Origin of the sequence: Pseudoalteromonas sp. NZS100_1 (assembly GCF_015864285.1) — a bacterium.
Lineage (GTDB): Bacteria > Pseudomonadota > Gammaproteobacteria > Enterobacterales > Alteromonadaceae > Pseudoalteromonas > Pseudoalteromonas arctica.
This window is the reverse complement of the sequence record NZ_JADYXN010000022.1, coordinates 32233-53278: the sequence shown is the minus strand read 5'-3', so window position 1 is coordinate 53278 and position 21046 is coordinate 32233. Positions and strand designations below refer to the sequence as shown.

The 21046-nt window shown below is 39.0% G+C and carries 16 protein-coding genes; 13 read left to right on the top strand and 3 right to left on the bottom strand.

Annotated elements, in window-relative coordinates; genetic code table 11:
* Window positions 1-6: 6 nt before the first annotated feature.
* The 3 genes from I6F66_RS14635 (at window position 7) to I6F66_RS14625 (ending at window position 2660) form a co-directional block, all read left to right on the top strand.
* Complete coding sequence (locus tag I6F66_RS14635) at window positions 7-735, top strand: tyrosine-protein phosphatase (RefSeq protein WP_197209412.1); 729 nt, start codon at window positions 7-9, stop codon at window positions 733-735.
* Complete coding sequence (locus I6F66_RS14630) at window positions 728-1429, top strand: VpsP family polysaccharide biosynthesis protein (RefSeq protein WP_197209411.1); 702 nt, start codon at window positions 728-730, stop codon at window positions 1427-1429. Before I6F66_RS14635 ends, I6F66_RS14630 begins: the two co-directional genes overlap by 8 nt.
* Window positions 1430-1535: 106 nt before the next feature.
* A complete protein-coding gene (locus I6F66_RS14625; protein ID WP_197209410.1) occupies window positions 1536-2660 on the top strand; it encodes an acyltransferase in 1125 nt (374 codons plus the stop codon).
* A 336-nt stretch (window positions 2661-2996) separates the two neighbouring features.
* On the opposite strand, the gene rsmF is transcribed toward I6F66_RS14625, so the two are convergent.
* Window positions 2997-4448, bottom strand: a complete 1452-nt coding sequence (gene rsmF / locus I6F66_RS14620) for a 16S rRNA (cytosine(1407)-C(5))-methyltransferase RsmF (RefSeq protein ID WP_197209409.1) — start codon at window positions 4446-4448, stop codon at window positions 2997-2999.
* Between the two features lie 265 nt (window positions 4449-4713).
* Here rsmF and I6F66_RS14615 point away from each other — a divergent pair, with 265 nt between their 5' ends.
* The 8 genes from I6F66_RS14615 (at window position 4714) to I6F66_RS14580 (ending at window position 18060) form a co-directional block, all read left to right on the top strand.
* A complete protein-coding gene (locus I6F66_RS14615; RefSeq protein WP_165740738.1) occupies window positions 4714-5406 on the top strand; it encodes a GntR family transcriptional regulator in 693 nt (230 codons plus the stop codon).
* 96 nt (window positions 5407-5502) lie between these two features.
* Window positions 5503-6381, top strand: coding sequence for a methylisocitrate lyase (gene prpB, locus I6F66_RS14610; protein WP_002962361.1), 879 nt, complete (start codon window positions 5503-5505; stop codon window positions 6379-6381).
* A gap of 46 nt (window positions 6382-6427) precedes the next feature.
* A complete protein-coding gene (gene prpC / locus I6F66_RS14605) occupies window positions 6428-7555 on the top strand; it encodes a 2-methylcitrate synthase (protein ID WP_197209408.1) in 1128 nt (375 codons plus the stop codon).
* A 158-nt stretch (window positions 7556-7713) separates the two neighbouring features.
* On the top strand, window positions 7714-10323 hold the full coding sequence (gene acnD, locus I6F66_RS14600) for a Fe/S-dependent 2-methylisocitrate dehydratase AcnD (protein ID WP_197209407.1): 2610 nt from the start codon (window positions 7714-7716) through the stop codon (window positions 10321-10323).
* Window positions 10324-10334: 11 nt separating this feature from the next.
* Window positions 10335-11501, top strand: a complete 1167-nt coding sequence (gene prpF / locus I6F66_RS14595) for a 2-methylaconitate cis-trans isomerase PrpF (protein WP_197175520.1) — start codon at window positions 10335-10337, stop codon at window positions 11499-11501.
* 482 nt (window positions 11502-11983) lie between these two features.
* The gene (locus I6F66_RS14590) at window positions 11984-15016 is read left to right on the top strand and encodes a hypothetical protein (protein WP_197209406.1); all 3033 of its coding nucleotides are present in this window, start codon (window positions 11984-11986) and stop codon (window positions 15014-15016) included.
* A gap of 62 nt (window positions 15017-15078) precedes the next feature.
* Window positions 15079-16170 (top strand): hypothetical protein, encoded by a 1092-nt coding sequence (locus tag I6F66_RS14585; protein ID WP_024607186.1) that lies wholly within the window; start codon window positions 15079-15081, stop codon window positions 16168-16170.
* Window positions 16171-16179: 9 nt separating this feature from the next.
* Window positions 16180-18060, top strand: a complete 1881-nt coding sequence (locus I6F66_RS14580) for a hypothetical protein (protein WP_197179562.1) — start codon at window positions 16180-16182, stop codon at window positions 18058-18060.
* A gap of 78 nt (window positions 18061-18138) precedes the next feature.
* Here I6F66_RS14580 and I6F66_RS14575 read toward each other — a convergent pair whose 3' ends face one another.
* Window positions 18139-18780 carry a CPBP family intramembrane glutamic endopeptidase gene (locus I6F66_RS14575; RefSeq protein WP_165727361.1) on the bottom strand — a complete coding sequence of 214 codons (642 nt, stop codon included), beginning with the start codon at window positions 18778-18780 and terminating at the stop codon, window positions 18139-18141.
* 89 nt (window positions 18781-18869) lie between these two features.
* On the bottom strand, window positions 18870-19445 hold the full coding sequence (locus tag I6F66_RS14570; protein WP_165726114.1) for an inner membrane-spanning protein YciB: 576 nt from the start codon (window positions 19443-19445) through the stop codon (window positions 18870-18872).
* A 191-nt stretch (window positions 19446-19636) separates the two neighbouring features.
* Between I6F66_RS14570 and I6F66_RS14565 the strand changes: the two genes are divergently transcribed.
* Both I6F66_RS14565 and I6F66_RS14560 read left to right on the top strand, forming a co-directional pair.
* On the top strand, window positions 19637-19906 hold the full coding sequence (locus tag I6F66_RS14565; RefSeq protein WP_007375441.1) for an HU family DNA-binding protein: 270 nt from the start codon (window positions 19637-19639) through the stop codon (window positions 19904-19906).
* Between the two features lie 464 nt (window positions 19907-20370).
* Window positions 20371-20949: a type 1 glutamine amidotransferase domain-containing protein gene (locus I6F66_RS14560; RefSeq protein WP_007582489.1), complete on the top strand. Its 579-nt coding sequence runs from the start codon at window positions 20371-20373 to the stop codon at window positions 20947-20949.
* Window positions 20950-21046 lie beyond the last annotated feature (97 nt).

Sequence of the window (21046 nt, the reverse complement as noted above, 5' to 3'; positions counted from 1 at the left end):
AAATCTATGATTGATATTCATTCCCATATTTTGCCAGGCATTGATGATGGTGCTAAAGATTTAAATGAAACTTTAGCGCTATTGGATATTGCACAAAATGATGGAATAACCCATATGGTTGCCACGCCACATATACATATTGGGCGATTTAATAATTCGGTTTCGCAATTGTATAGCGAGCTTGCTAATTTAAAAGCACAGGCATTAGTAAATAATATTGGGATTAAACTAGCTGTGGCCGCTGAAGTTAGGCTTGATGTAGAGCTAATGAGTTTAGTGCTTGGTAATAAACTCCCGTTTATTGGTACACTTAATTCAGTAAATTATTTATTATTAGAACTCCCGCACTCTCATGTACCCCAAGGTTACGATAAGTTTATAAATTGGCTAGCTAAACAAAATATAAAAGTAATTATTCCTCACCCTGAACGTAATCGCGATATTCAAGCTAATCCTTTTTATATTGAGCGTTTAAAGCAATTAGGGTGTGAGTTTCAATTAACGGCTTCAAGCATTGATGGTGCATGGGGCGAAACTGCAAAAAATATTAGTATAGATATGCTAAAAAAGGGTTTAGTTACTTATGTTGCATCTGATGCCCATTCAGTTAAGCGTAGGCCTCCAATATTAAGCAATGCAAAAAAGATAGTTACGGATTTAATTGGTGGAATTGAAGCGCAAAATTTGTTTTTTAATAATCCACAGCGTTTAACAGAGTCGTTGTTTAATGAGTAATATAAATACAAACCGCCTCGCACAAATTGCCATACTTGCAGTTATTACATTAGTAATAGGTTATCAAAGCTTACAAAGTATGCGTGCAAATACATGGTATTTTAATGCACTCAATATTTTAAAGCAGCCTGAAAGCACAATTACTCCTGAAGAACTAGAGCTTGCAGATAGGGCAATTACATTTGCAACAAGTCAAGACCCTTCACAGCCACATTACTGGCAGTTAAGTGCTTATATAAAAATGCTCAATTTAGCTGTAAATAGCGGCCAAAATAAGAATAAGCTTTTGGTTTACCAACAAGCAGAAAAAGAGCTGTTAAAATCATTAGAGTTAAGGCAAACATGGTCAGAAACGTGGATTGCACTAGCGCAAGTAGTTAGTTATCAAGAAGGTCCGACAGAGCACGTATACGAGTATATTCAGCAGGCCAAAAAATTCGGGCCGTACAAGTTTGATGTGCAGCTTGGTATTATTCAAATAGCTCTAATGAACTGGCAGCAACTCCCTCCAAAGTATAAAGCATTGTATGTTGCTGAGCTTAACTCTGCAGTTAAGTATGGTAATGAATTTTATGAGATTTTTAGGTTGGCAAAAAAAATTAATCGTCTACCTACAGTGTGTTTATCGCTGCAATTCGGTTCTCATTTTAAAGCAATTAGAAGTAGTTATATTTTTAAAGATTACTGCGGGTAAAATAACTAATTGGTTATAGGTAGATAATATTGAATTCGAATTTCCAGCAAGCTGGGTTTTTATTTTTTTAAATCAAAATTATAGAGTCATAAAAGGAGTTTTGAGTATGAGGTTTATTGGATTGGATGGTTTGAGGGGGTTAATGTGTCTTTGGGTAGTTATTGGACATTCTATAACGATGGCTGGCCTCGAATTAGATAAAGATTCTTTCTTTGGTAAGGTACTTGGTAAAGGTTTAGCCGTAGATGTTTTCTTTATAATAAGTGGATTTGTAATTACTTTATTACTATTAAGTAAGGATGTGCCTTTTAGTAAATATATTAAGCAAAGAGTACTGAGAATTTTTCCTGCGTATTTATTATTTTTGTTTTTATCAGCTTTGATACTTAATGAAACTGTGTTTGTACTCCAAAACTTTCCTGAGGACATAGAGAAAACTGCGGATAGGCTAAAATATGCAACAGCCTCATTAAAAGACTTTAAATTGCACTTTTTTACTCATTTATTCATGCTTCATGGGATCACTCCATCGTTCATTCTTAGTAATCCCACATACACCATAATGGGCCAAGCTTGGAGCTTAACACTTCAATTTCAATTTTTTATTCTTGCACCACTTTTTATATTTATTTTGCGTAAACATGTTTGTTTTCTTGTCTTATTTGTTATGTTGATTTTGGCTTCAAGTCAATTCTTTTTTGGTGTGATGGGGCATAGATCGTTCTTTTTAGTTAATTCCAATATGTTTTTTGTGGGTATGTTTAGTGCAATTCTATTAAATTTTAATAAAATGAATAAGCTAACAAATACAAACTTTTATTCTGCTTTAATTATTTTCTTACTTTCTATATCAATTTACCAATGGGTTAGTGAGCGGTTGTTAGCAGCTATACCTATCATAATTTGGTCAATTTGTTTTTTTATAGAGGTTTCTGCGACAACCTCTCCGCTACAATCTTTTTACAGAGTTATTTTAACTAATCGTATTTCAATATTTTTAGGCAATATATCTTATTCAATGTATTGCAGTCATATGTTTTTTCTTTACGCTGTTTCATATGTTTTAATTAAAAGTAATACTGATTTGGCGTTTTACACTCCTATTATGCTCATAGCCCCTTTTTTATTTACTGTTGTTGCATCGTATTTTTCGTATGAATATATAGAAAAATACTTCATTACATTTGGTAAAAATACGAAAAAAAATAATGTTCAACAGCGCGCTATTTGATCTATTGTTATTAGTAAACGGATATGTAAAAAGAGAGTGTATGTGGAGGTAAAAACAATGCCTTAAATTACTTTAGTCTTTGTTAAAAAGCTCTAAAGTAAATCGTTTTAAGGTTTGTTAAACGTATCAAAAATGCCCAGAGCTTTTGCTACTCTGGGCCATAAAGTGACTCTAAATTGAGTCTAGCGTTAACTAAAAACTTTCTGGTTCGTTAGGGAGAAGAAGAAAGTACTTAAAACTATAGTAAAGCTGTTCAATAAAGCATAACTAATTTTGTCATCTGGTTACATTTGATAACAAAGGATTAGATTAATTATGCGTAATTTGTACTTTAGTTTAACCCCAGCTTATTAACTGCGTATTTTGCACTAGATCGCGTGGTAGTGAGTTTTTGATCTTATTTTTTTGCCATTTACCCAGCCCGATAGGGCAACCACACAGCGTTAAAACTACTTCACCTATTGTTTGAGTTGCCTCAGTTAAGCGTATATCTTTACCTTGAAAATAATCATTAGCTTGCTCGTTATTTAACGCGTAAATATTAGTTTTACACTCATTGCCAAATACGGTTGCAAATTCGTGCGTTAGCCTCACTCCATTTTTATGGATGATGCCAATTTGAATACCTAAACGTGCGTACTTAATTTTATTTTGTACGGCTTCAAACCCTTGTGGAAATAACCACAGTTCTTTATCGCGCTGCATTAAGCTGCCAGGTAGGTTAGTTAGCCCAAAGTGCTTTTTAAGCGATTGCATAAACGCGGCACTTTGTTTTTTATCAAATTCGTTAAACGGAAACGCGCCTTTTTTAACAGTTTGATTTGGGTTATTGCAACTGGCATGTTTTTTAAATTTAGCAATAAAAAAGCCTTCGCTATCGAAAGTTTGCGGCCATACATGCAAATAGCCTTCACTTGTTGTTACTTTACTTGCACCTTCAAATAAATCACTTAGTGACTCAGGCGCTATATAGTCGCCAAATTCACTGAGTAAATAATCGCACACTTGTTGGTTTTCGAGCGGGGTAAGTGTGCAGGTTGAATACACTAATGTGCCACCTGGCTTTAATGCATAAAAAGCGCTTTTAATTAAGTCTTTTTGTACTTGGGCTATTTGAATGTTTGATTCTATTGACCAATTTTTAAGTGCGTCGGCGTCTTTACGTACTGTGCCTTCGCCAGAGCATGGCGCGTCTAGCAATATGCTATCAAAGCATTCAAACATGTAGTTGCCAAATATAACGCCATCAAAATGCGAGAGTGCACAGTTACCAACGCCCATACGTTTGAGTGTTGCGCTAAGTACTTTTAAACGAGATGACGAAAGCTCATTTGCAACAAGCACGCCTTGGTTATCCATAAGTGCTGCAAGTTGCGATGTTTTAGAGCCCGGTGCTGATGCCATATCAAGTACGGTGTTATTTTGAGAGTTAGCGAGTTTAATACTTTGCTTTAATGCGATAGGGGGCAGCATTGAGCTTGCTTCTTGTACGTACATAGCACCGCTTAGATGTAAGTCGGTATTACCAAGGGCTAGGTTTTGCTCTTCATCATTTGGGCGCTCTAACCAAAAGCCTTCACTGCACCATGGGATCGGGGTTAGCAGCCAATTTTTTTCAGTTGCACGTTCTACAAATTCTTCAATGCTAATTTTTAATGTATTAACGCGGATAGATTTTCTGAGGGGCCTACGACACGCATTTAAAAAGTCATCTAAATTTAGATGCGCTGGTAAATAGGTTTTTACGTCGTCAATAAAGTGCTCAGGAATAAAAGTGTTGGCGTTCACGCGTTAGCTCATACTATAAAAATAAAGCGCGATAATAGCATTTATGCGAGGTGTTTTCAGCGCTAAAAAGCATATTAACTACTTTGAAGTTATGTCGACACTTTACTGTTTTAGCCTATTTTAAAGTCAGTTATATACGACTTTAGATTAATAGTGTCGACAATGAGTGTGTTTTTTAATCTTTTTATTGGGTTTTAGGGTTGACATGTTTTTTTAATAAGCACATAGTGACCATATGAATTGTCGACAATCTAAAAAATAACTTATGACACACACATTTTTAAACGAAGCGCCTATAACTACCGCATCAGATCAAGTATTTGTAGATATGCGCCGTGAGATTGTTGAAGGCACTATAGTTCAAGGTAGTAAAATATCAGAGCCTGAACTTGCAAAACGTTATGGTGTAAGCCGTGCAACACTTAGAGAGGCGTTAAATCGCTTAGAAAGTTGCTACCTTGTTGAGCGTAAAGCTAACGTAGGTTGCCGAGTGGTAGCCCTTACTGCAGAGCGTTTGATTGAAGTTTACCAGGTTCGTAGCTCTCTTGAGGGCTTAGCATGCAGGCTTGCTGCCGACAATATGGAACCCGAAGAAGTAAAAGGCTTAAAGCAATTACTTAATCAGCACCTACAAACACAACGTGTTAAAGAGGGCGAATCTTATTATCAAGAAGCCGGCGATTTAGATTTTCATTACCGTATTATTCAAGGCAGTAAAAACGCGCATTTAATTCATTTACTGTGTAATGAGCTCTATCAATTAATACGCATGTACCGTGTACAAATGGGCATGGTGGGGCCGCGTGTATCAAAAGCGTTTGATGAGCATTTAGCTATTATTAACGCGATTGAAAACCACGATGGCGAACTGGCCGAAATGCTTATGAAGCGCCACATAAGTGCATCGCAAGCAAATATTCAAACCAAATTCGACTTATTAGCTAAGCAAAAAGCATAAACCGCTAAAAATAAGTAAAACAGTTAAAAAGTCACAATTACAGATTAAAACTATAAGTTACTCCACGTAGCAACCGTTCAAAGTGAGGAGAAAGTAATGTCAGCAGGATTAAAATTTAAACACGCTATTGCCAATAACCGCCCGTTACAAGTAGTAGGTACTATTAACGCATACACAGCGATGATGGCTGAAAAAATGGGTCACCAAGCTATTTACCTCTCAGGTGCCGGTGTTGCAAACGCCTCGTTTGGTATGCCTGACTTAGGTATGACGAGCCTTGATAACGTGCTTGAAGATATTCGCCGTATTACAGGTGCGAGCGATTTACCACTACTTGTTGATGCCGATACCGGTTGGGGTGGGGCGTTTAACATTGCACGCACAGTAAAAGAAATGACTAAGGCCGGTGCGGCGGGTTTTCATATAGAAGACCAAGTAGCGCAAAAGCGCTGTGGTCATCGCCCTAATAAAGAAATTGTAAGCCAAGGTGAAATGGTTGACCGCATTAAAGCGGCGGTTGATGCAAAAACCGATAGCGATTTTTATATTATGGCCCGTACCGATGCATTTCAAAAAGAAGGTTTAAACGCCGCGATAGACCGTGCAGCTGCCTGTGTTGAAGCCGGTGCAGACGCTATTTTTGCAGAAGCCGTACACGACCTTGCTGATTACCAAGCATTTGCAAAAGCGATTAACGTTCCAATTTTGGCAAACATTACTGAGTTTGGCCAAACACCTATTTACACAAAAGAGCAGCTAAGTGATGTAGGTGTTGAAATGGTGCTTTACCCACTAAGTGCATTTAGAGCCATGAACAAAGCAGCACTAAACGTGTATTCAGCAATTTTAAATGAAGGCTCGCAACAAAGCCAAATCGAAAATATGCAAACGCGCTCTGAGCTTTACGACTTTTTAGATTACCACACGTACGAGAACACACTCGACACCCTTTTTTCATCAAAATCTGACAAATAAAAATTATTAAAATAAATCACACACAAATTTAAGATAGGAGAAGATCATGGTAGATAAAGCATTAGGCGGCGCGGGTTTACGCGGACAAGTGGCTGGTCAAACAGCATTGTGTACTGTTGGGCAAAGTGGTTCTGGTTTAACGTATTGTGGTTACGATATTAGCGAACTTGCTGAAAAAGCGCAGTTTGAAGAAGTGTCTTTTTTACTTTCACGCGGTGAGTTACCTACAACAAACGAACTGGCTGAGTATAAAGCTAAACTTAAAAGCTTACGCGGCTTACCAGATGCACTTAAAACCGTGCTTGAAAATATTCCTAAAGACGCGCATCCAATGGATGTAATGCGCACGGGCTGCTCAATGTTGGGTAACCTTGAAATGGAGCTTGATTTTAACCAAGCCAATGATGCAATCGACCGTATGGTTGCTGTGCTCCCAAGTATTATTTGTTACTGGTACCGCTTTACACATGATGGCGTACGCATTGAAACACAAACTGATGACGACTCAGTTGGCGCACATTTTTTAACACTGTTACATGACAAAGCACCTAGTGATTTATTTGCACAAGTGATGAACGTATCACTAATTTTATACGCAGAGCATGAGTTTAATGCTTCTACATTTGCGGGTCGTGTGTGTGCATCAACGCTTTCTGATATTCACTCTTGTGTAACAGGTGCGATTGGTACGCTACGTGGGCCATTACATGGTGGTGCTAACGAAGCAGCTATGGATATGATTCAAGGTTTTACAAGTGCTGAGCATGCTGAGCAAGAAGTAATGGGCATGCTTGAACGTAAAGATAAAATTATGGGCTTTGGTCATGCTATTTATCGCGAATCTGATCCACGCAATGTAATTATTAAAAAATGGTCTGAAAAACTAGCGGCAGAGGTAGGCGATACCGTGCTTTACCCAGTGTCTGTTCGTTGTGAGGAGATTATGTGGCGCGAGAAAAAACTGTTTTGTAATGCCGATTTTTTCCATGCGTCTGCTTATCACTTTATGGATATTCCGACTAAGTTATTTACGCCAATATTTGTAATGAGCCGTGTTACGGGTTGGACTGCGCATGTAAAAGAGCAACGCGCTAACAACCGTATTATTCGCCCAAGTGCCGATTACACAGGGCCTGATGCACGTAGTTACACACCAATCGAATCAAGAAGTTAATTATTTTTAACTAAGGTGAGCCAGTGGCTCACCTTTTACGGCTTTAATGCTTTATATAATAAAAACAACTACAAACCTAAAGCCTTTCTTGAAAAATACCAATTGCACTCTCCATAAAATTGGTACTACATCCGTCACCAAATTAGCGAACCCTTACCATGACCATAATTAATAATACCCAATACCGTAAACCTCTGCCGGGCTCAAATGTCGACTATTACGATACGCAAGAAGCCGTAGATGCAATTAAGCCAGGTGCATACGCCACACTACCTTATTCATCACGTGTATTTGCCGAAAACCTAGTACGCCGATGCGACCCTGCCATGTTAACCGATGCACTTAATCAGCTAATTGAGCGAAAGCAAGATTTAGACTTCCCGTGGTATCCGGCGCGCGTAGTATGCCACGATATTTTAGGCCAAACGGCACTTGTTGATTTAGCAGGTTTGCGTGATGCAATTGCAGCCAAAGGCGGCGATCCGGCAAAAGTGAATCCTGTGGTACCCACGCAGTTAATAGTGGATCATTCACTAGCGGTAGAGCATGCTGGTTTTGATCCTGATGCATTTGAAAAAAACCGCGCCATTGAAGACAGACGAAATGACGACCGTTTTCACTTTATAAACTGGACTAAAACTGCCTTTAAAAATATTGATGTTATTCCACCGGGTAACGGCATTATGCATCAAATTAATCTTGAAAAAATGTCGCCGGTTATTCAAAATCGAGATGGCATTGCATTTCCAGATACTTTAGTTGGTACCGATAGCCACACACCACATGTTGATGCACTGGGCGTTATTGCCGTGGGCGTAGGTGGGCTTGAAGCTGAAAGTGTAATGCTTGGCCGTGCTTCTTATATTCGCTTACCCGATATTGTCGGTGTTGAGCTAACAGGCAAACGCCAACCTGGTATTACCGCAACCGATATTGTGCTCGCCATTACTGAATTTTTACGTGAGCAACGTGTTGTATCTACTTATTTAGAGTTTTACGGTGAAGGTGCTGATGCGCTTACTCTTGGTGACAGAGCAACCATTTCGAACATGACGCCTGAATTTGGCGCAACTGCAGCTATGTTTTATATCGATGATAAAACAATAGATTACTTGCGTTTAACTGGCCGCGAAGAAGAACAAATAGCCCTTGTAGAAAACTACGCAAAAACAGCAGGCCTTTGGAGCGATAGCTTAAAAACAGCTAAATACGACCGTGTGCTTACGTTTGATTTATCAAGCGTGGGACGCAATATTGCGGGTCCGTCTAATCCGCACCGCCGTGTATCAACAAGCGATTTAGCTAAAGAAGGGATTTCGGGCGTTGTAGAAAACGAAGAAGGCTTAATGCCCGATGGCGCGTGTATTATTGCTGCTATTACTAGCTGTACTAATACGAGTAATCCGCGCAATGTAATTGCTGCAGCACTCCTTGCCCGTAACGCAAATGCCAAGGGGTTAATGCGCAAACCTTGGGTTAAAACCTCATTAGCACCGGGTTCAAAAGCGGTGCAATCATACCTTGAAGATGCAAATCTACTAACAGAGCTTGAGCAACTGGGCTTTGGTATTGTGGGTTTTGCGTGTACAACTTGTAACGGTATGAGCGGGGCGCTTGACCCTATTATTCAAAAAGAAGTAATCGATCGCGATTTATACACTACAGCGGTGCTTTCGGGCAATCGTAACTTTGACGGGCGCATCCACCCTTACGCTAAGCAAGCATTTTTAGCGTCACCTCCTTTAGTTGTTGCGTACGCCATTGCAGGCACTATTCGCTTTGATATTGAAAAAGGAATACTAGGGCAAGATCAACAAGGCAACGATATTACGCTTAAAGATTTATGGCCGTCAGACGAAGAGATTGATGCAGTAATTAAGCAAAGCGTTAAGCCAGAGCAGTTTAGAAAAGTATACGAGCCGATGTTTAATTTAACCGTAGATTACGGTGAAGATAACGATCCACTTTACGACTGGCGCCCAGAAAGTACGTACATTCGTCGCCCTCCTTATTGGGAAGGTGCACTTGCGGGTGAGCGCACAATGACCGGTATGCGTGCGCTTGCAGTTCTTGGCGATAACATTACAACCGATCATTTATCGCCATCAAACGCAATTATGGCAAGTAGTGCTGCTGGTGAATACCTGACCAAAATGAACGTGCCAGAGGAAGACTACAACTCGTATGCAACGCACCGGGGCGATCATTTAACAGCGCAGCGCGCAACATTTGCAAACCCAAAACTACTAAACGAAATGGTACTGGACGAAAACGGCGAAGTTAAGCAAGGCTCTTACGCACGGTTAGAGCCACAAGGCACTAATACCCGTATGTGGGAAGCAATCGAAGCCTACATGGAGCGTAAACAACCGCTTATTATTGTAGCTGGTGCCGATTACGGGCAAGGTTCGTCGCGCGATTGGGCAGCAAAAGGCGTAAGACTTGCAGGCGTTGAAGTAATAGCAGCTGAAGGTTTTGAGCGTATTCACCGTACTAACCTAATTGGTATGGGTGTTTTACCGCTTGAGTTTAAAGCAGGCACAACGCGTAAAACTCTAAAGCTGGATGGCTGTGAAACGTACGATGTAGCAGGCGATTTAAAACCAGGTGCCACCGTTAATTTAAGTATTACTCGTAAAGACGGTGAAGTACTCACTGTGCCTATGAAGTGCCGTATCGATACCCAAGAAGAGCTTTCTATTTACGCGGCTGGTGGTGTGTTACAACGCTTTGCACAAGACTTTTTAGAAGCAGCACAATCTGCATAAGGGCAAGCATTATGTTTAAACCGCAAATTAAAGTGCCTGCAACCTATATGCGTGGCGGCACCAGTAAAGGTGTGTTTTTTAATTTAACTGACTTGCCAAAGCCTGCTCAAGTAGCAGGCGAGGCGCGCGATAATTTATTACTGCGCGTTATTGGCAGCCCCGATCCGTATGCTAAGCAAACGGATGGCATGGGCGGTGCTACATCAAGTACCAGTAAAACCGTAATCTTAAGTAAAAGTGAGCAAACTGACCACGATGTTGATTACTTGTTTGGTCAAGTGGCGATAGATAAACCTTTTGTAGATTGGAGCGGTAACTGCGGCAACTTAACGTCAGCAGTGGGTGCTTTTGCCATTAGTAATGGTTTGGTCGATAAAAGCAGAGTACCTAATAACGGTGTTGCTATCGTGCGTGTGTGGCAGGCTAATATTAAAAAAAGCATATTAGTGCATGTCCCTATGACAAATGGCGAAGTTCAAGAAACCGGCGACTTTGAGCTCGATGGCGTTACATTTGCAGCAGCTGAAGTAAAACTTGAATTTATTGACCCTGCTGATGGCGATGGCGCGTTATTTCCAACAGGTAACGTAGTTGATGACTTAGAGGTTCCAGGTGTTGGTACTTTAAAAGCAACAATGATAAATGCAGGTATTCCTACCATATTTATTAACGCCACTGATATTGGTTATACCGGCACAGAGCTGCAAGACGATATAAATAACGATGTTGCAGCGCTTAAAAAGCTTGAAACCATTCGTGCTTATGGCGCTGTTAAAATGGGTTTAATTACTAACATTAGTGAAGCGCAAGCTCGCCAACATACGCCAAAGGTTGCGTTTGTTGCATCGCCTTTAGATTACAAAGCGTCTAGCGGAAAGCTTATTGAAGCTACAAACATTAACTTATTAGTACGCGCTATGTCGATGGGTAAACTGCACCATGCCATGATGGGCACAGCTGCTGTTGCTATTGGCACGGCTGCAGCAATCGAAGGCACACTCGTAAATATAGCCGCTGGTGGAGGCGCATTGAGTGAAGTTAACTTTGGTCATCCGTCGGGCACGCTAAAAGTAGGTGCTGAGGCTAAAAATAATGCTGGCAACTGGCTAGTTACCAAAGCAAGTATGAGCCGAAGTGCACGGGTATTAATGGAAGGGGTTGTAAGAGTCCCTCAGTAATTACTAAACATTTACTTTAGGTAAGTAAACAAGTTTTATAAACGTTTGCTTAGCTAAAGTAAAACCTACTAACATTCGTTATAAACAATCCTTTTTCATTAATTTTTCGAATTATCCTCTTTTTTAGCTCTCATCCATCGCATTTACTTGAAGAATATAATTAACAAACTAGATTGTATGTAATATTCATTTAATAAAGTGAATATATTGTATCAATATGTGCTGGTTCTTTATGAGTGTCTATAGGTTATTGAATAATAGAGATGCTGATAAAGAAGTAGCTCATAGAATAAAGATAAATACTTCTATAAAACGTATAAATATGTAGCATAACTATATAGCTTAATGGTATTTTTAATGTTCTGGTAACAAAGGTTATGATTGTGTACTTTTTTAATGCTTTTTAAACATAAAAGCTTACACAAGCCACTATCAACTAAACTAATTTCTGATACTCATTCCAGGCTATCAAGGAGAAATAAATGGTAAAGCGTACGATCAAATTTACACCTATTGCAGCTTCAGTTGCACTTACATTAGGCTTAACAGCATGTGGTTCGGACAATGACAGAAACATTCCTGTTACACCTGTAGAATCTTTTACTGCAACAGGTGATGCACAGTTCAACATTGAAGTTACTGGTAAAGCAGTTAAAGGTTCAATGAAAAGTGCAGTAGTAACTGTAATGACTTTAGATGCATCTGGTCAAAGCGTTCCTGTTGCGTTTCGCTCAGCTGCTTCAGCAGAAGCAGAGTCTTTTTCTGAAGAAGCACTATCACAAAGTGCTGCTGATGCTGCAGTAGAAGCAAGTAAAATTGCTGCTAACCCTGAAGTATTAACTGATGAAAGCGGCCGTTACAGCATCTACTTAGATGATGACTTTACTGGACCAGTTTACATTACTGTTAAAACGTCTGCAGAAGGCGATGATAGCTTTTTACGTTGTGATGCTTACGTAGGTTGTGGCGATTACGATGTAGCGCCAGAAGAAGATGACGTAAATGATGGCGATACTGCGATTGAGTTTGGCGAATGGTACAAAACTGACCTAGAGCTTTCAGTTGTTAAATTTGTTCCAGCTGTTGAAGCAGATACATCTGGAGTAAGTGGTTCTGCAGGCGATGCTAATGTAGAAGCTTCTTATAAAGCTAATGTTACTTTCTTAACATCGTTAGTGGCGGCTCTTCTTCTTGACTCAGGTTCAAGTGTAGATGAAGACGCAATTGCTAAAGCAAGCTTAGATACTGTTGTACAAGTAATGGGTCAAGACGCTGCACTTTTACTTTCAGCTATTATTGGTGATTTATCTAACGGCGGCGCTGTAGATTTAAGTGATGTTGATGGCGAAGAAGAACTTACTGACGGTATTTTAGCAATTGCACAGCTTTCATCTTCAATTCAAGGTTTACCTTCAATTGGTGATGTAATGAGCAGCATTAAAGCTGGTATTAAATCAGGCCAGTTTAAAGGTAATGCTGATGCTAGCATTGCAGCAATAGCGACAATGTTACAAACAGCTATTACAAATACTGCAAATGTTTTTGTTGCCATTGCTACTGGTACTGAAGATGACATTAAAACTGCATTAGAAGCCGCTTTCGCAGCAAAAATCCCAGCTCCTACTGCTGGTGAGATAGTTGCATTTGCTGCTAACTCAGCTGATGTTGCTAAAAAAGCAAAAGCTGCTAAAGATAAAGCTGTTAAAAATGGTGCAGCAACTGATGCGAGCCTTGCAGCCGCTGCAGTAAAAGTTAAAAAAGCACTAGAAGTAATTGGTTGTACTGGTGCAGAATGTACAGTTGGAGATGATTTTTATACAGCTCTAGCAGCTGCTTTAACAGTAGAAGTTACTGCTTCTCAAACTGCACTTACTGCATTAGAAATGAGCATTGAAACAGCTCAAAGCTCACTTGCAGATGTTCAAGCAATGGGTGGCGATGCTCTTACAGCTGATAACGCAGCTGCATTTGTAAGCGCTGTTACATTACTGAAAAATGAAGCTACTACGGCTGATTTAACAGCTAAAGCAGACTCTATTTTTGTTAAATCACAAGGCTATGTAACTGCTGCAAAAGCGTTAGTTACTCAAAGCTCTGATTACCAACAAGTTCTTGATTCTGCAACATCGTTGCAAACAGATGCATCTGTTGCTGTAACTGACACCGCTGCATACGACGCGGCACTAGCTGCACTAGTAGCTGAAGCTGAAGCAGCGATTACAGAGTTTGATGTGGCTCTTGCTGCTGCAAAACTAGTTGCTGAAGACACTGCAGACGTTGCTGATGAGAAAAAATCAGTAGCAGACACAGCTGAAGCGGCTTCTACTAGCGCACTTGCTAACGCAGAAAATGCAATGGTAGATACAGCTGCAAACGCAACAGAAGCTCTTGAGCTTGCAATGACTGCCGTTACTGCTGCGTCTGATTTTGCTGCTGCTGTTGATGCACTTGAAATTGCTATTGAGCAAGCACTTGTTGCTGCTAATGCCTACCTAGAACTTGAAGGCGAAGGCGCACAAGCAATGATTGATGCGCTTACAGCTATGCAAACAGCTGCTGTAGCTCAAGGTGAACTAGCTAGCGAGCAATTTGTAACAGCTTATAATCTACAGCTTGCTGCTGAAACTGCAGTTGCAAAACTTGAAGTACTAACTTCTGTTAAAGCTACATCAGAGTCATTATCGACTATGACTGTGCTTACAGGCACTGGTGCTGATGCAGTTGCTGATGCAGCAGACATTCTTGCAGACGTAATTGATGAATTAGCTGAAATGGGTAATAACTCAGGTACAGGCACATCAACTCGCAATGCAGATTGGGATTATACTTACAGCTTAGATGATCTTACGCTAATGCTTAGCAATGCTACTACAGGTGAGATGATTAATGCAGCGGCTTCTTATGAAGGCGACAAGCTTGTTGTTGCTTGGGGCGCTACATTAAAAGGTGAGAATGACGTATCTGTTGAGCTTGTTACTGCTGCTACACAAACACAAGCACTTACAGATTGTGTTGATTTTGCAGCCGGTACAATTGATGCTACTCAAATCGATTCATGTTTAGTATTTACTTTTGATGGCGCAGTAACTGCTGACAATGTAGATGATGCAGAAATCATAATGACTGAAACGGCTAACCATGTTGAAATCATGGATGGTGATTCTGGCTTCACTGGTATGTTAAGTATTACAGCTGATGATGCAACAGATTCAGGCTCTATTACATTAGAGGGTGTTTCTGGTGATGTAGACTTTAAAGTAATGACTACATACCTTGACAGCGACATGGAAGAAGCAAGTGCTTTAACTATTACAGTAAATAATGCAATGGGTTACACGTTGTCTATTACTGGTAATGAAAGTGCAGGTTACACTGGTGACGTTATGGCTATGTACAATGAGATGATGATGTCTTTTGGTACTGCAGCTAAAACAACAAACGGTCTTTCAATTACTTACATTGATGGTGACGTAGTTGATTACACTGATGTTGATTTAATTGATTCATCTAAGTAATATTTAAACTATAAAAGGGGAAAGCAGCGCTTTTCCCTTTTTTTATAGAAAGCGATTAAATTATGAAAAAAAAAATTCTCTTGTTAGGATTTTCAACAGCTTTTATTTCTCCTCTTGCTTCCGCAGATAACCAATTTCAAATTTTTACCCACTTTGACGCAGAAATTTATACAGAAGCACAACCAGTACAAGCCTTTGTAGATGATTTTGATGCTCCATTAAAATCGGGTGACAGTGCATTCACCTATAATATATTTGAAGTAGGTGTTGGCTACGGTAATTTTAAGGTAGGTTTACAAAGTCGTTACGACTATGTTCTTAACTTTGATCCTGATACAGCCAAATATACTCATACCGAAAAAAATGATCTAGAGTTTGAAGATAGATTTTATACATATTACCTTGATGCTAAACAAGCAACGTCTAACGGTGTATTTGTATCTTATGATTTTAAATTTTTAGATAAAAATGCATTAACAATAACACCTAAACTTTCTGTTTTTGCCAGCTCGCACTATCAAGATGCCACTGTAAATGGTGAAATTTATAGTGATGAAGTTGAAGGCGCTGTAACTGTCGATTACAACTTTTCAAAAGACATATTATTTAAAAAGTTTTCACCTTCACAAAAACCTGAAGGGCTTGGCTATAGCCTAGATATTTTTGCTGATTGGCAAGTAAATGATGAGCTTCAAGTTGGTTTTAGCGTAAAAGATTTACTCTATAAAACAGAGTACGAAGACAGCGGCTCTGTAAAAGGTCAAACTACTGAAATTCCATTTAGCGAAGATGACAACGGCGATATTATTACTCAGCCAACAGTTTCATTAAAAACATCTGCATTTGGAAATACGGTATCTCATGATTTAGAAATGGAAATGCGACTACAAGCATTTGCCGATTACAGAATAAACGACCGATTTTCGACTCAGTTAACTTTAAAACGTTACGACAAAGACACGTTCAGCCAATTAAAAGGCCGTATACACTTTTGGGATCATTGGAAAGTACAGGCAGGCTATGAGACAAAAAGTGAAGCATTTTTAGTTGGTATAGAAAACGAGTATTTTGGTCTTAATTTACAAACTGATAGCCTAGATTTAGATAAAGCCTATTATGCTAATGTGAATTGGTACGTGAACATTAAGTTTTAAGGAATGAAGATGTTAAAACAAATTATACCCTTAGGGGTAGCTATTGCATTGGTAGGTTGTGGTTCTTCATCAGACAGTGACAGTTCAGAATCTGTTGCAGTGAGTGAGATTGCTACATCTTCTTCTGTGAGTTTTTATGTATCTAATTGGCAATCACCACAGGGCACGCTTAATGTTTTAGATAGCGACGGGGTGGTGCAAGAATCAATTGAAGTCGAAAACATCAATACTGCGAGTGTAAGTGTAACTCCACTTACTTTTAATAGTTTTGAGTTTATACCGAGTGATACTGCTCTACCTTGTCCTCGCTTTACAGGTTGTGGCAGAACAGTTCGTGGTGATGTAAATGACTTAAACGCAAACCGTTTAATAGACTACCAAGAATTGACAGCCGTTACTCTTAATTACAAAGCAGATGCATTTAGTGCACCAGGTGTAAATACGGTTTATTTATCGCCATTGAGTAAAGCAATTACAGATGAAGGCTTTAGTGCTACGCAAGCTAGTTTATCAGCCACGCCTTTTTATCATTTAACGCACAGCAATTTAAATGCAAGTGTTGAAGCAGAAATGGTTACTAATGCATTTACTTACGCGGCAATTTTAGCTGGTGTTGCTGATAGTTCGTTTAGTGTTGAAAGTGCTTTTAATGCATTTACTAACTTAGAGACTGACCAGCAAGCATGGCAAGATTATAGCGATTTAGCAGCGCAGTATGTTACAGATAACTTATTTAGCGACCAAGGTAATGCTTTACTGCAAAATGTAGCTGGTCAAGTTAAGCAAACGATTGCAAGTGTAACTACATTTACAAATTGGCAGGCTCGCTCAACAGAAGTTCAAAGCTTAGATTCAAGAGAGTTACTTGTTGATACACGAAATATTATAGGTGCAGCAAGACTTCAAGAAAAAAGCTATTCAGATGAATTAGACGCAAAATTCGCTGAGCTTGAAAGTGCGTTTGATGAAGACACACAAAGAACACTTGATGCACTTACTAATGCTTTAAACGAAGTTATTACAAATTATTCACCACTAGCTGATGGCTCTACACCATCAGGACAATATAAACTTCGTGACTTAGATATTGATTACAGCCAATCACCTTATACTTGGGCTATAACTGGCACATATGATGATTTACCTATAACAATTGATTTATCAATTCCAACATTTAGAGTAAGTGGTGTATTAGGTAATAAAATTGAAGGTGTAATGAGCGCAACAGTCACAAATGGTGCTACGGTTTTAAGTGTAGATGTAAGTGAACTACTGATTCAATTTGACGGCATAGATGCACAAAGTGAATTAAACCCAGAAGCCGATACAGGTATTACACAGGTAACGACCAATGTAATTATCAATAAAGCAGCTGGTAAACTTGAAGGTGACTTGTCACTAAACTTAAATCGTTTTGTTAATTCATTAGGTGAAGAGTCTACGACGTTATCTACTTTTGATTTTAATGGCGATTACGTAAGTGACATTCAGAGCACTGCATTTCATATTACAGCAGTAGAGGCTTCGCCTTTTATTGGTGAAGATAATGACGATTTAGCATTTACTTTTGAATTAGATTTTCCGTTGAGTGGTGCAAGCGATTTTAAGTTTGCTTACGTGGGCGATGTTGAAAACTTATCAGAACTTACCTCTACAGATATATTTGTTAGTATAAAAAACCGTGCGCTAGATTTACGTATTCGTGATGTTAGTGGCAACATTAATCTAATAGCGAAAGGCGAAAATGGACGTTGGTTAGATGTAAAGCAAAAGGGCCGTAATTACAGTGGCGGTTTATATTTTGGTGATACTAAACTAGCTGATGTTACTGCAGTACGTGGTATTCCTGGTGTTTTATTTCCAAATGGTGAGTTTGAATCGTTATTTTAACCATTAGTTAAGTAGTTTTAGAAATATTCAAAATCCGATATTAGTTTTCTAGTATCGGATTTTTTAATGCTTGTTATATTAGTTAAATGCGCCTGAATCAAGGTAGCTGCCGATCCCGAGTGTAAACATCCATATCCCCCATAAACTATGCTCAATAACACATACGACGGTTGAGCGGCTTTGTGCATAGGTATAAGCAAACAGTAAGCCACCTAAAAAGGCTAAGGCTACTGCAATCCAATTTGCATACACAATATGCGCCAACGCAAATACACTCGCACTAACTACAATACGCACTGCTTTTTTGGGCATGATGCGTTTATAACGATGAAAAAAATACGTTCTGAATATTAACTCTTGAGGAATAACCGACAGTATTGGGTAGAGTAGCAACAGTAAAAGCCAATCATTAAACGAGTTGCGGGGAAGGGTAAACCAGTTGCCCTGATGAATAATCCCGTAAAACATACCTGAGAACAGTGCACCTAAAAAAAAGAAGCTAAACACACGTTTTTTAACAGCAGAAAATTGCCCAAGGCTTGTAAGCCTAAAACGTTTAAAGTGGGGATCGCCCAGTAGCAACATACAACACACGCTCATTAAAATAATAAGCGCAGGAATAAGCCAGTTAGCTAAATACTCGCGTAATACAAAACCCAATAAGGGTAGTAACACAAAAATGAGGGTAAATTCAAACCAGCGATATTGATTGGCGTTCAAGGTCGTCTCAACTTGTTTTTTTAATAAGCTATCAAGCTAAGACGACATTTTTATGACGAGATTAGTAATCTACAAAGTGATCTATAAAATTATTTTGCAGGTTCTTCTTCACTAGGGAGGTATTTGTACAAGGCAATAATAGTGGCAAAAATACTCACAAAGGTAATACCCATTAAACCAAACACTTTAAAATTAACCCAAAAGTCGAGCGAGAAATTATATGCAATATAAATGTTTAGTGCTGCGATGCCAGCAGTTATAGCAACCCACATTAGGTTAAGCTTATCCCATAATGGTTCTGGGACTACAATGGCTTGTTTTGTATCATTAGCATTTTCGAGGATTGAGCTAAGCGCTTTTTTAACGAGATTTTTCTTAAGTACATAACGGCTAACAAGTAACGTTAAGCTTAAACCTGCGTATATGAGTGTTGCTTTCCATTTTATGTATTGCTCATCATGAAGTACCAGCGTTAACGTACCAAACACGGCAGCAATGCCAAAAAATATCCACTGACGAGTTGGCACAGAGCCATGTTTAAAGTAGCTATAAGCAACTTGAATGAGTGTAGTTGCCATTAATAAACCGGTAGCCCAGTAAATATCGACTAGCTTAAAAACTGCAAAAAACAGTATGAGTGGGATGTATTCAATTAATGCGTGCATAGCTTACCTAAATTATACAAAAAAGAGTCAAAGGCTTTTTACCACATAAAGCTTAACAACTACAAGGTTGACTTGTTGCCCTGTAACCCTTAGCCTGCGTGGCTTTATTGCCAATTTGGTTTGGTATTTTTTATATCATCATATTCCCACGCTTAACCAACACTGATTTGGCGTGTATTTAGGAGCCTAAAATGAATAAAGCAGAACTCGTTGCTGCCATTGCACACAAAAGTGAATTAACAAAAAAAGATTCTCAAGCGGCGCTTTCAAGCTTGCAAAAAGTAATTACTAAATCGCTTTCTGAGGGTGATCAGGTTCAAATAAATGGCTTTGGTACGTTTGCACTAAGTTATTACCCAGCGCGTACTGGACGTAACCCGCAAACAGGTGCTGCAATTGAAATAGAAGGCGCTAATAAAGCGGTTTTTAAGCCTGCTAAAGCGTTAAAAGATCTACTTTAATTCTATTTAAGGTTTTAAACCCCGTATTGATAGATAAGTTACATGAGCGCGAAGTAAATTCGCACCTACGGGTATATGTTGTAGGTGAGGTTTTACACCTCGCGTTTGGTGGCTTTAAATTATATGAGCTGGAAATAAATTCGCACCTATGTAGATTATTCATAATCTCTAAATGATTTACATGGTATTATAAATCCCACTTACATTAAATCCTTTATTTTCAATTGCTTGCCATCGGCATGCATTATGCTGTTTAACTGTGTGTTTCGAACATATTTTTAAATAATACCAGTCCGCTTATATATGGGGTCTATTGAACGTTAAGAAAATTACGCTAGAACTAGGCAAAAATTTTTCGTATTTAGTTGTTCTAAATGAAAGGTTTTTAACGACGTTATAGTGCGATTTAATTCGTTAAATTGCTCAAAGATTTATGCAGGTTGGTATCAAATAAGGAGATCTCAATGAGTACATTACAAACAAGCACGCGTTTACAAGGCAAAAAAATTGCAATTTTAGCCACTGATGGGTTTGAGCAAAGTGAGCTTTTATCTCCACGCAGCGCATTACTTGATGCCGGTGCAAACATCGAAATAGTATCAATTAAAGAAGGCCAAATTACGGGCTGGGATGAAGATAAGTGGGGCGATAAAGTAACAGTAGATAAACTAGTTACAAACGCAGACCCTGCTGATTACGACGCGCTTATGCTTCCTGGTGGTTTATTTAACCCAGACAGTTTACGCCAAGATAAAGATGCTAAAGCCTTTATTGATGGCTTTTTTGGCGCAGAAAAAAACAAACCCGTTGCTGCTATTTGCCATGCGCCGTGGCTGTTAGCTGAAATTAATAAACTGCGTGACCGTACCATTACCTCTTTTCCAAGTATTAAAAGCGATTTAATTAATGCAGGTGCCAATTGGGTTGACCAAGAAGTATGTGTAGATAAAGGCCTAGTAACAAGCCGTAGCCCAGCCGATTTAGAAGCATTTAATGCTAAATTTATTGAAGAGATTTTAGAGGGTAAACACCAAGCTCACTAATTTTTTTAAAACGTTTGGATATTGCTATAGCGTTTGATTTTTAAAAAACAAAAAAGGGCATTTTAAATGCCCTTTTTTAATGCGTATAAAACACGCC

What these genes read in the sequence shown, in the direction of transcription:
- I6F66_RS14635 (WP_197209412.1), top strand. Translation starts at nt 7, where the DNA reads ATGATTGATATTCATTCCCATATTTTGCCAGGCATTGATGATGGTGCT.
- I6F66_RS14630 (WP_197209411.1), top strand. Translation starts at nt 728, where the DNA reads ATGAGTAATATAAATACAAACCGCCTCGCACAAATTGCCATACTTGCA.
- I6F66_RS14625 (WP_197209410.1), top strand. Translation starts at nt 1,536, where the DNA reads ATGAGGTTTATTGGATTGGATGGTTTGAGGGGGTTAATGTGTCTTTGG.
- I6F66_RS14615 (WP_165740738.1), top strand. Translation starts at nt 4,714, where the DNA reads ATGACACACACATTTTTAAACGAAGCGCCTATAACTACCGCATCAGAT.
- prpB (WP_002962361.1), top strand. Translation starts at nt 5,503, where the DNA reads ATGTCAGCAGGATTAAAATTTAAACACGCTATTGCCAATAACCGCCCG.
- prpC (WP_197209408.1), top strand. Translation starts at nt 6,428, where the DNA reads ATGGTAGATAAAGCATTAGGCGGCGCGGGTTTACGCGGACAAGTGGCT.
- acnD (WP_197209407.1), top strand. Translation starts at nt 7,714, where the DNA reads ATGACCATAATTAATAATACCCAATACCGTAAACCTCTGCCGGGCTCA.
- prpF (WP_197175520.1), top strand. Translation starts at nt 10,335, where the DNA reads ATGTTTAAACCGCAAATTAAAGTGCCTGCAACCTATATGCGTGGCGGC.
- I6F66_RS14590 (WP_197209406.1), top strand. Translation starts at nt 11,984, where the DNA reads ATGGTAAAGCGTACGATCAAATTTACACCTATTGCAGCTTCAGTTGCA.
- I6F66_RS14585 (WP_024607186.1), top strand. Translation starts at nt 15,079, where the DNA reads ATGAAAAAAAAAATTCTCTTGTTAGGATTTTCAACAGCTTTTATTTCT.
- I6F66_RS14580 (WP_197179562.1), top strand. Translation starts at nt 16,180, where the DNA reads ATGTTAAAACAAATTATACCCTTAGGGGTAGCTATTGCATTGGTAGGT.
- I6F66_RS14570 (WP_165726114.1), bottom strand. Translation starts at nt 19,445, where the DNA reads ATGCACGCATTAATTGAATACATCCCACTCATACTGTTTTTTGCAGTT.
- I6F66_RS14565 (WP_007375441.1), top strand. Translation starts at nt 19,637, where the DNA reads ATGAATAAAGCAGAACTCGTTGCTGCCATTGCACACAAAAGTGAATTA.
- I6F66_RS14560 (WP_007582489.1), top strand. Translation starts at nt 20,371, where the DNA reads ATGAGTACATTACAAACAAGCACGCGTTTACAAGGCAAAAAAATTGCA.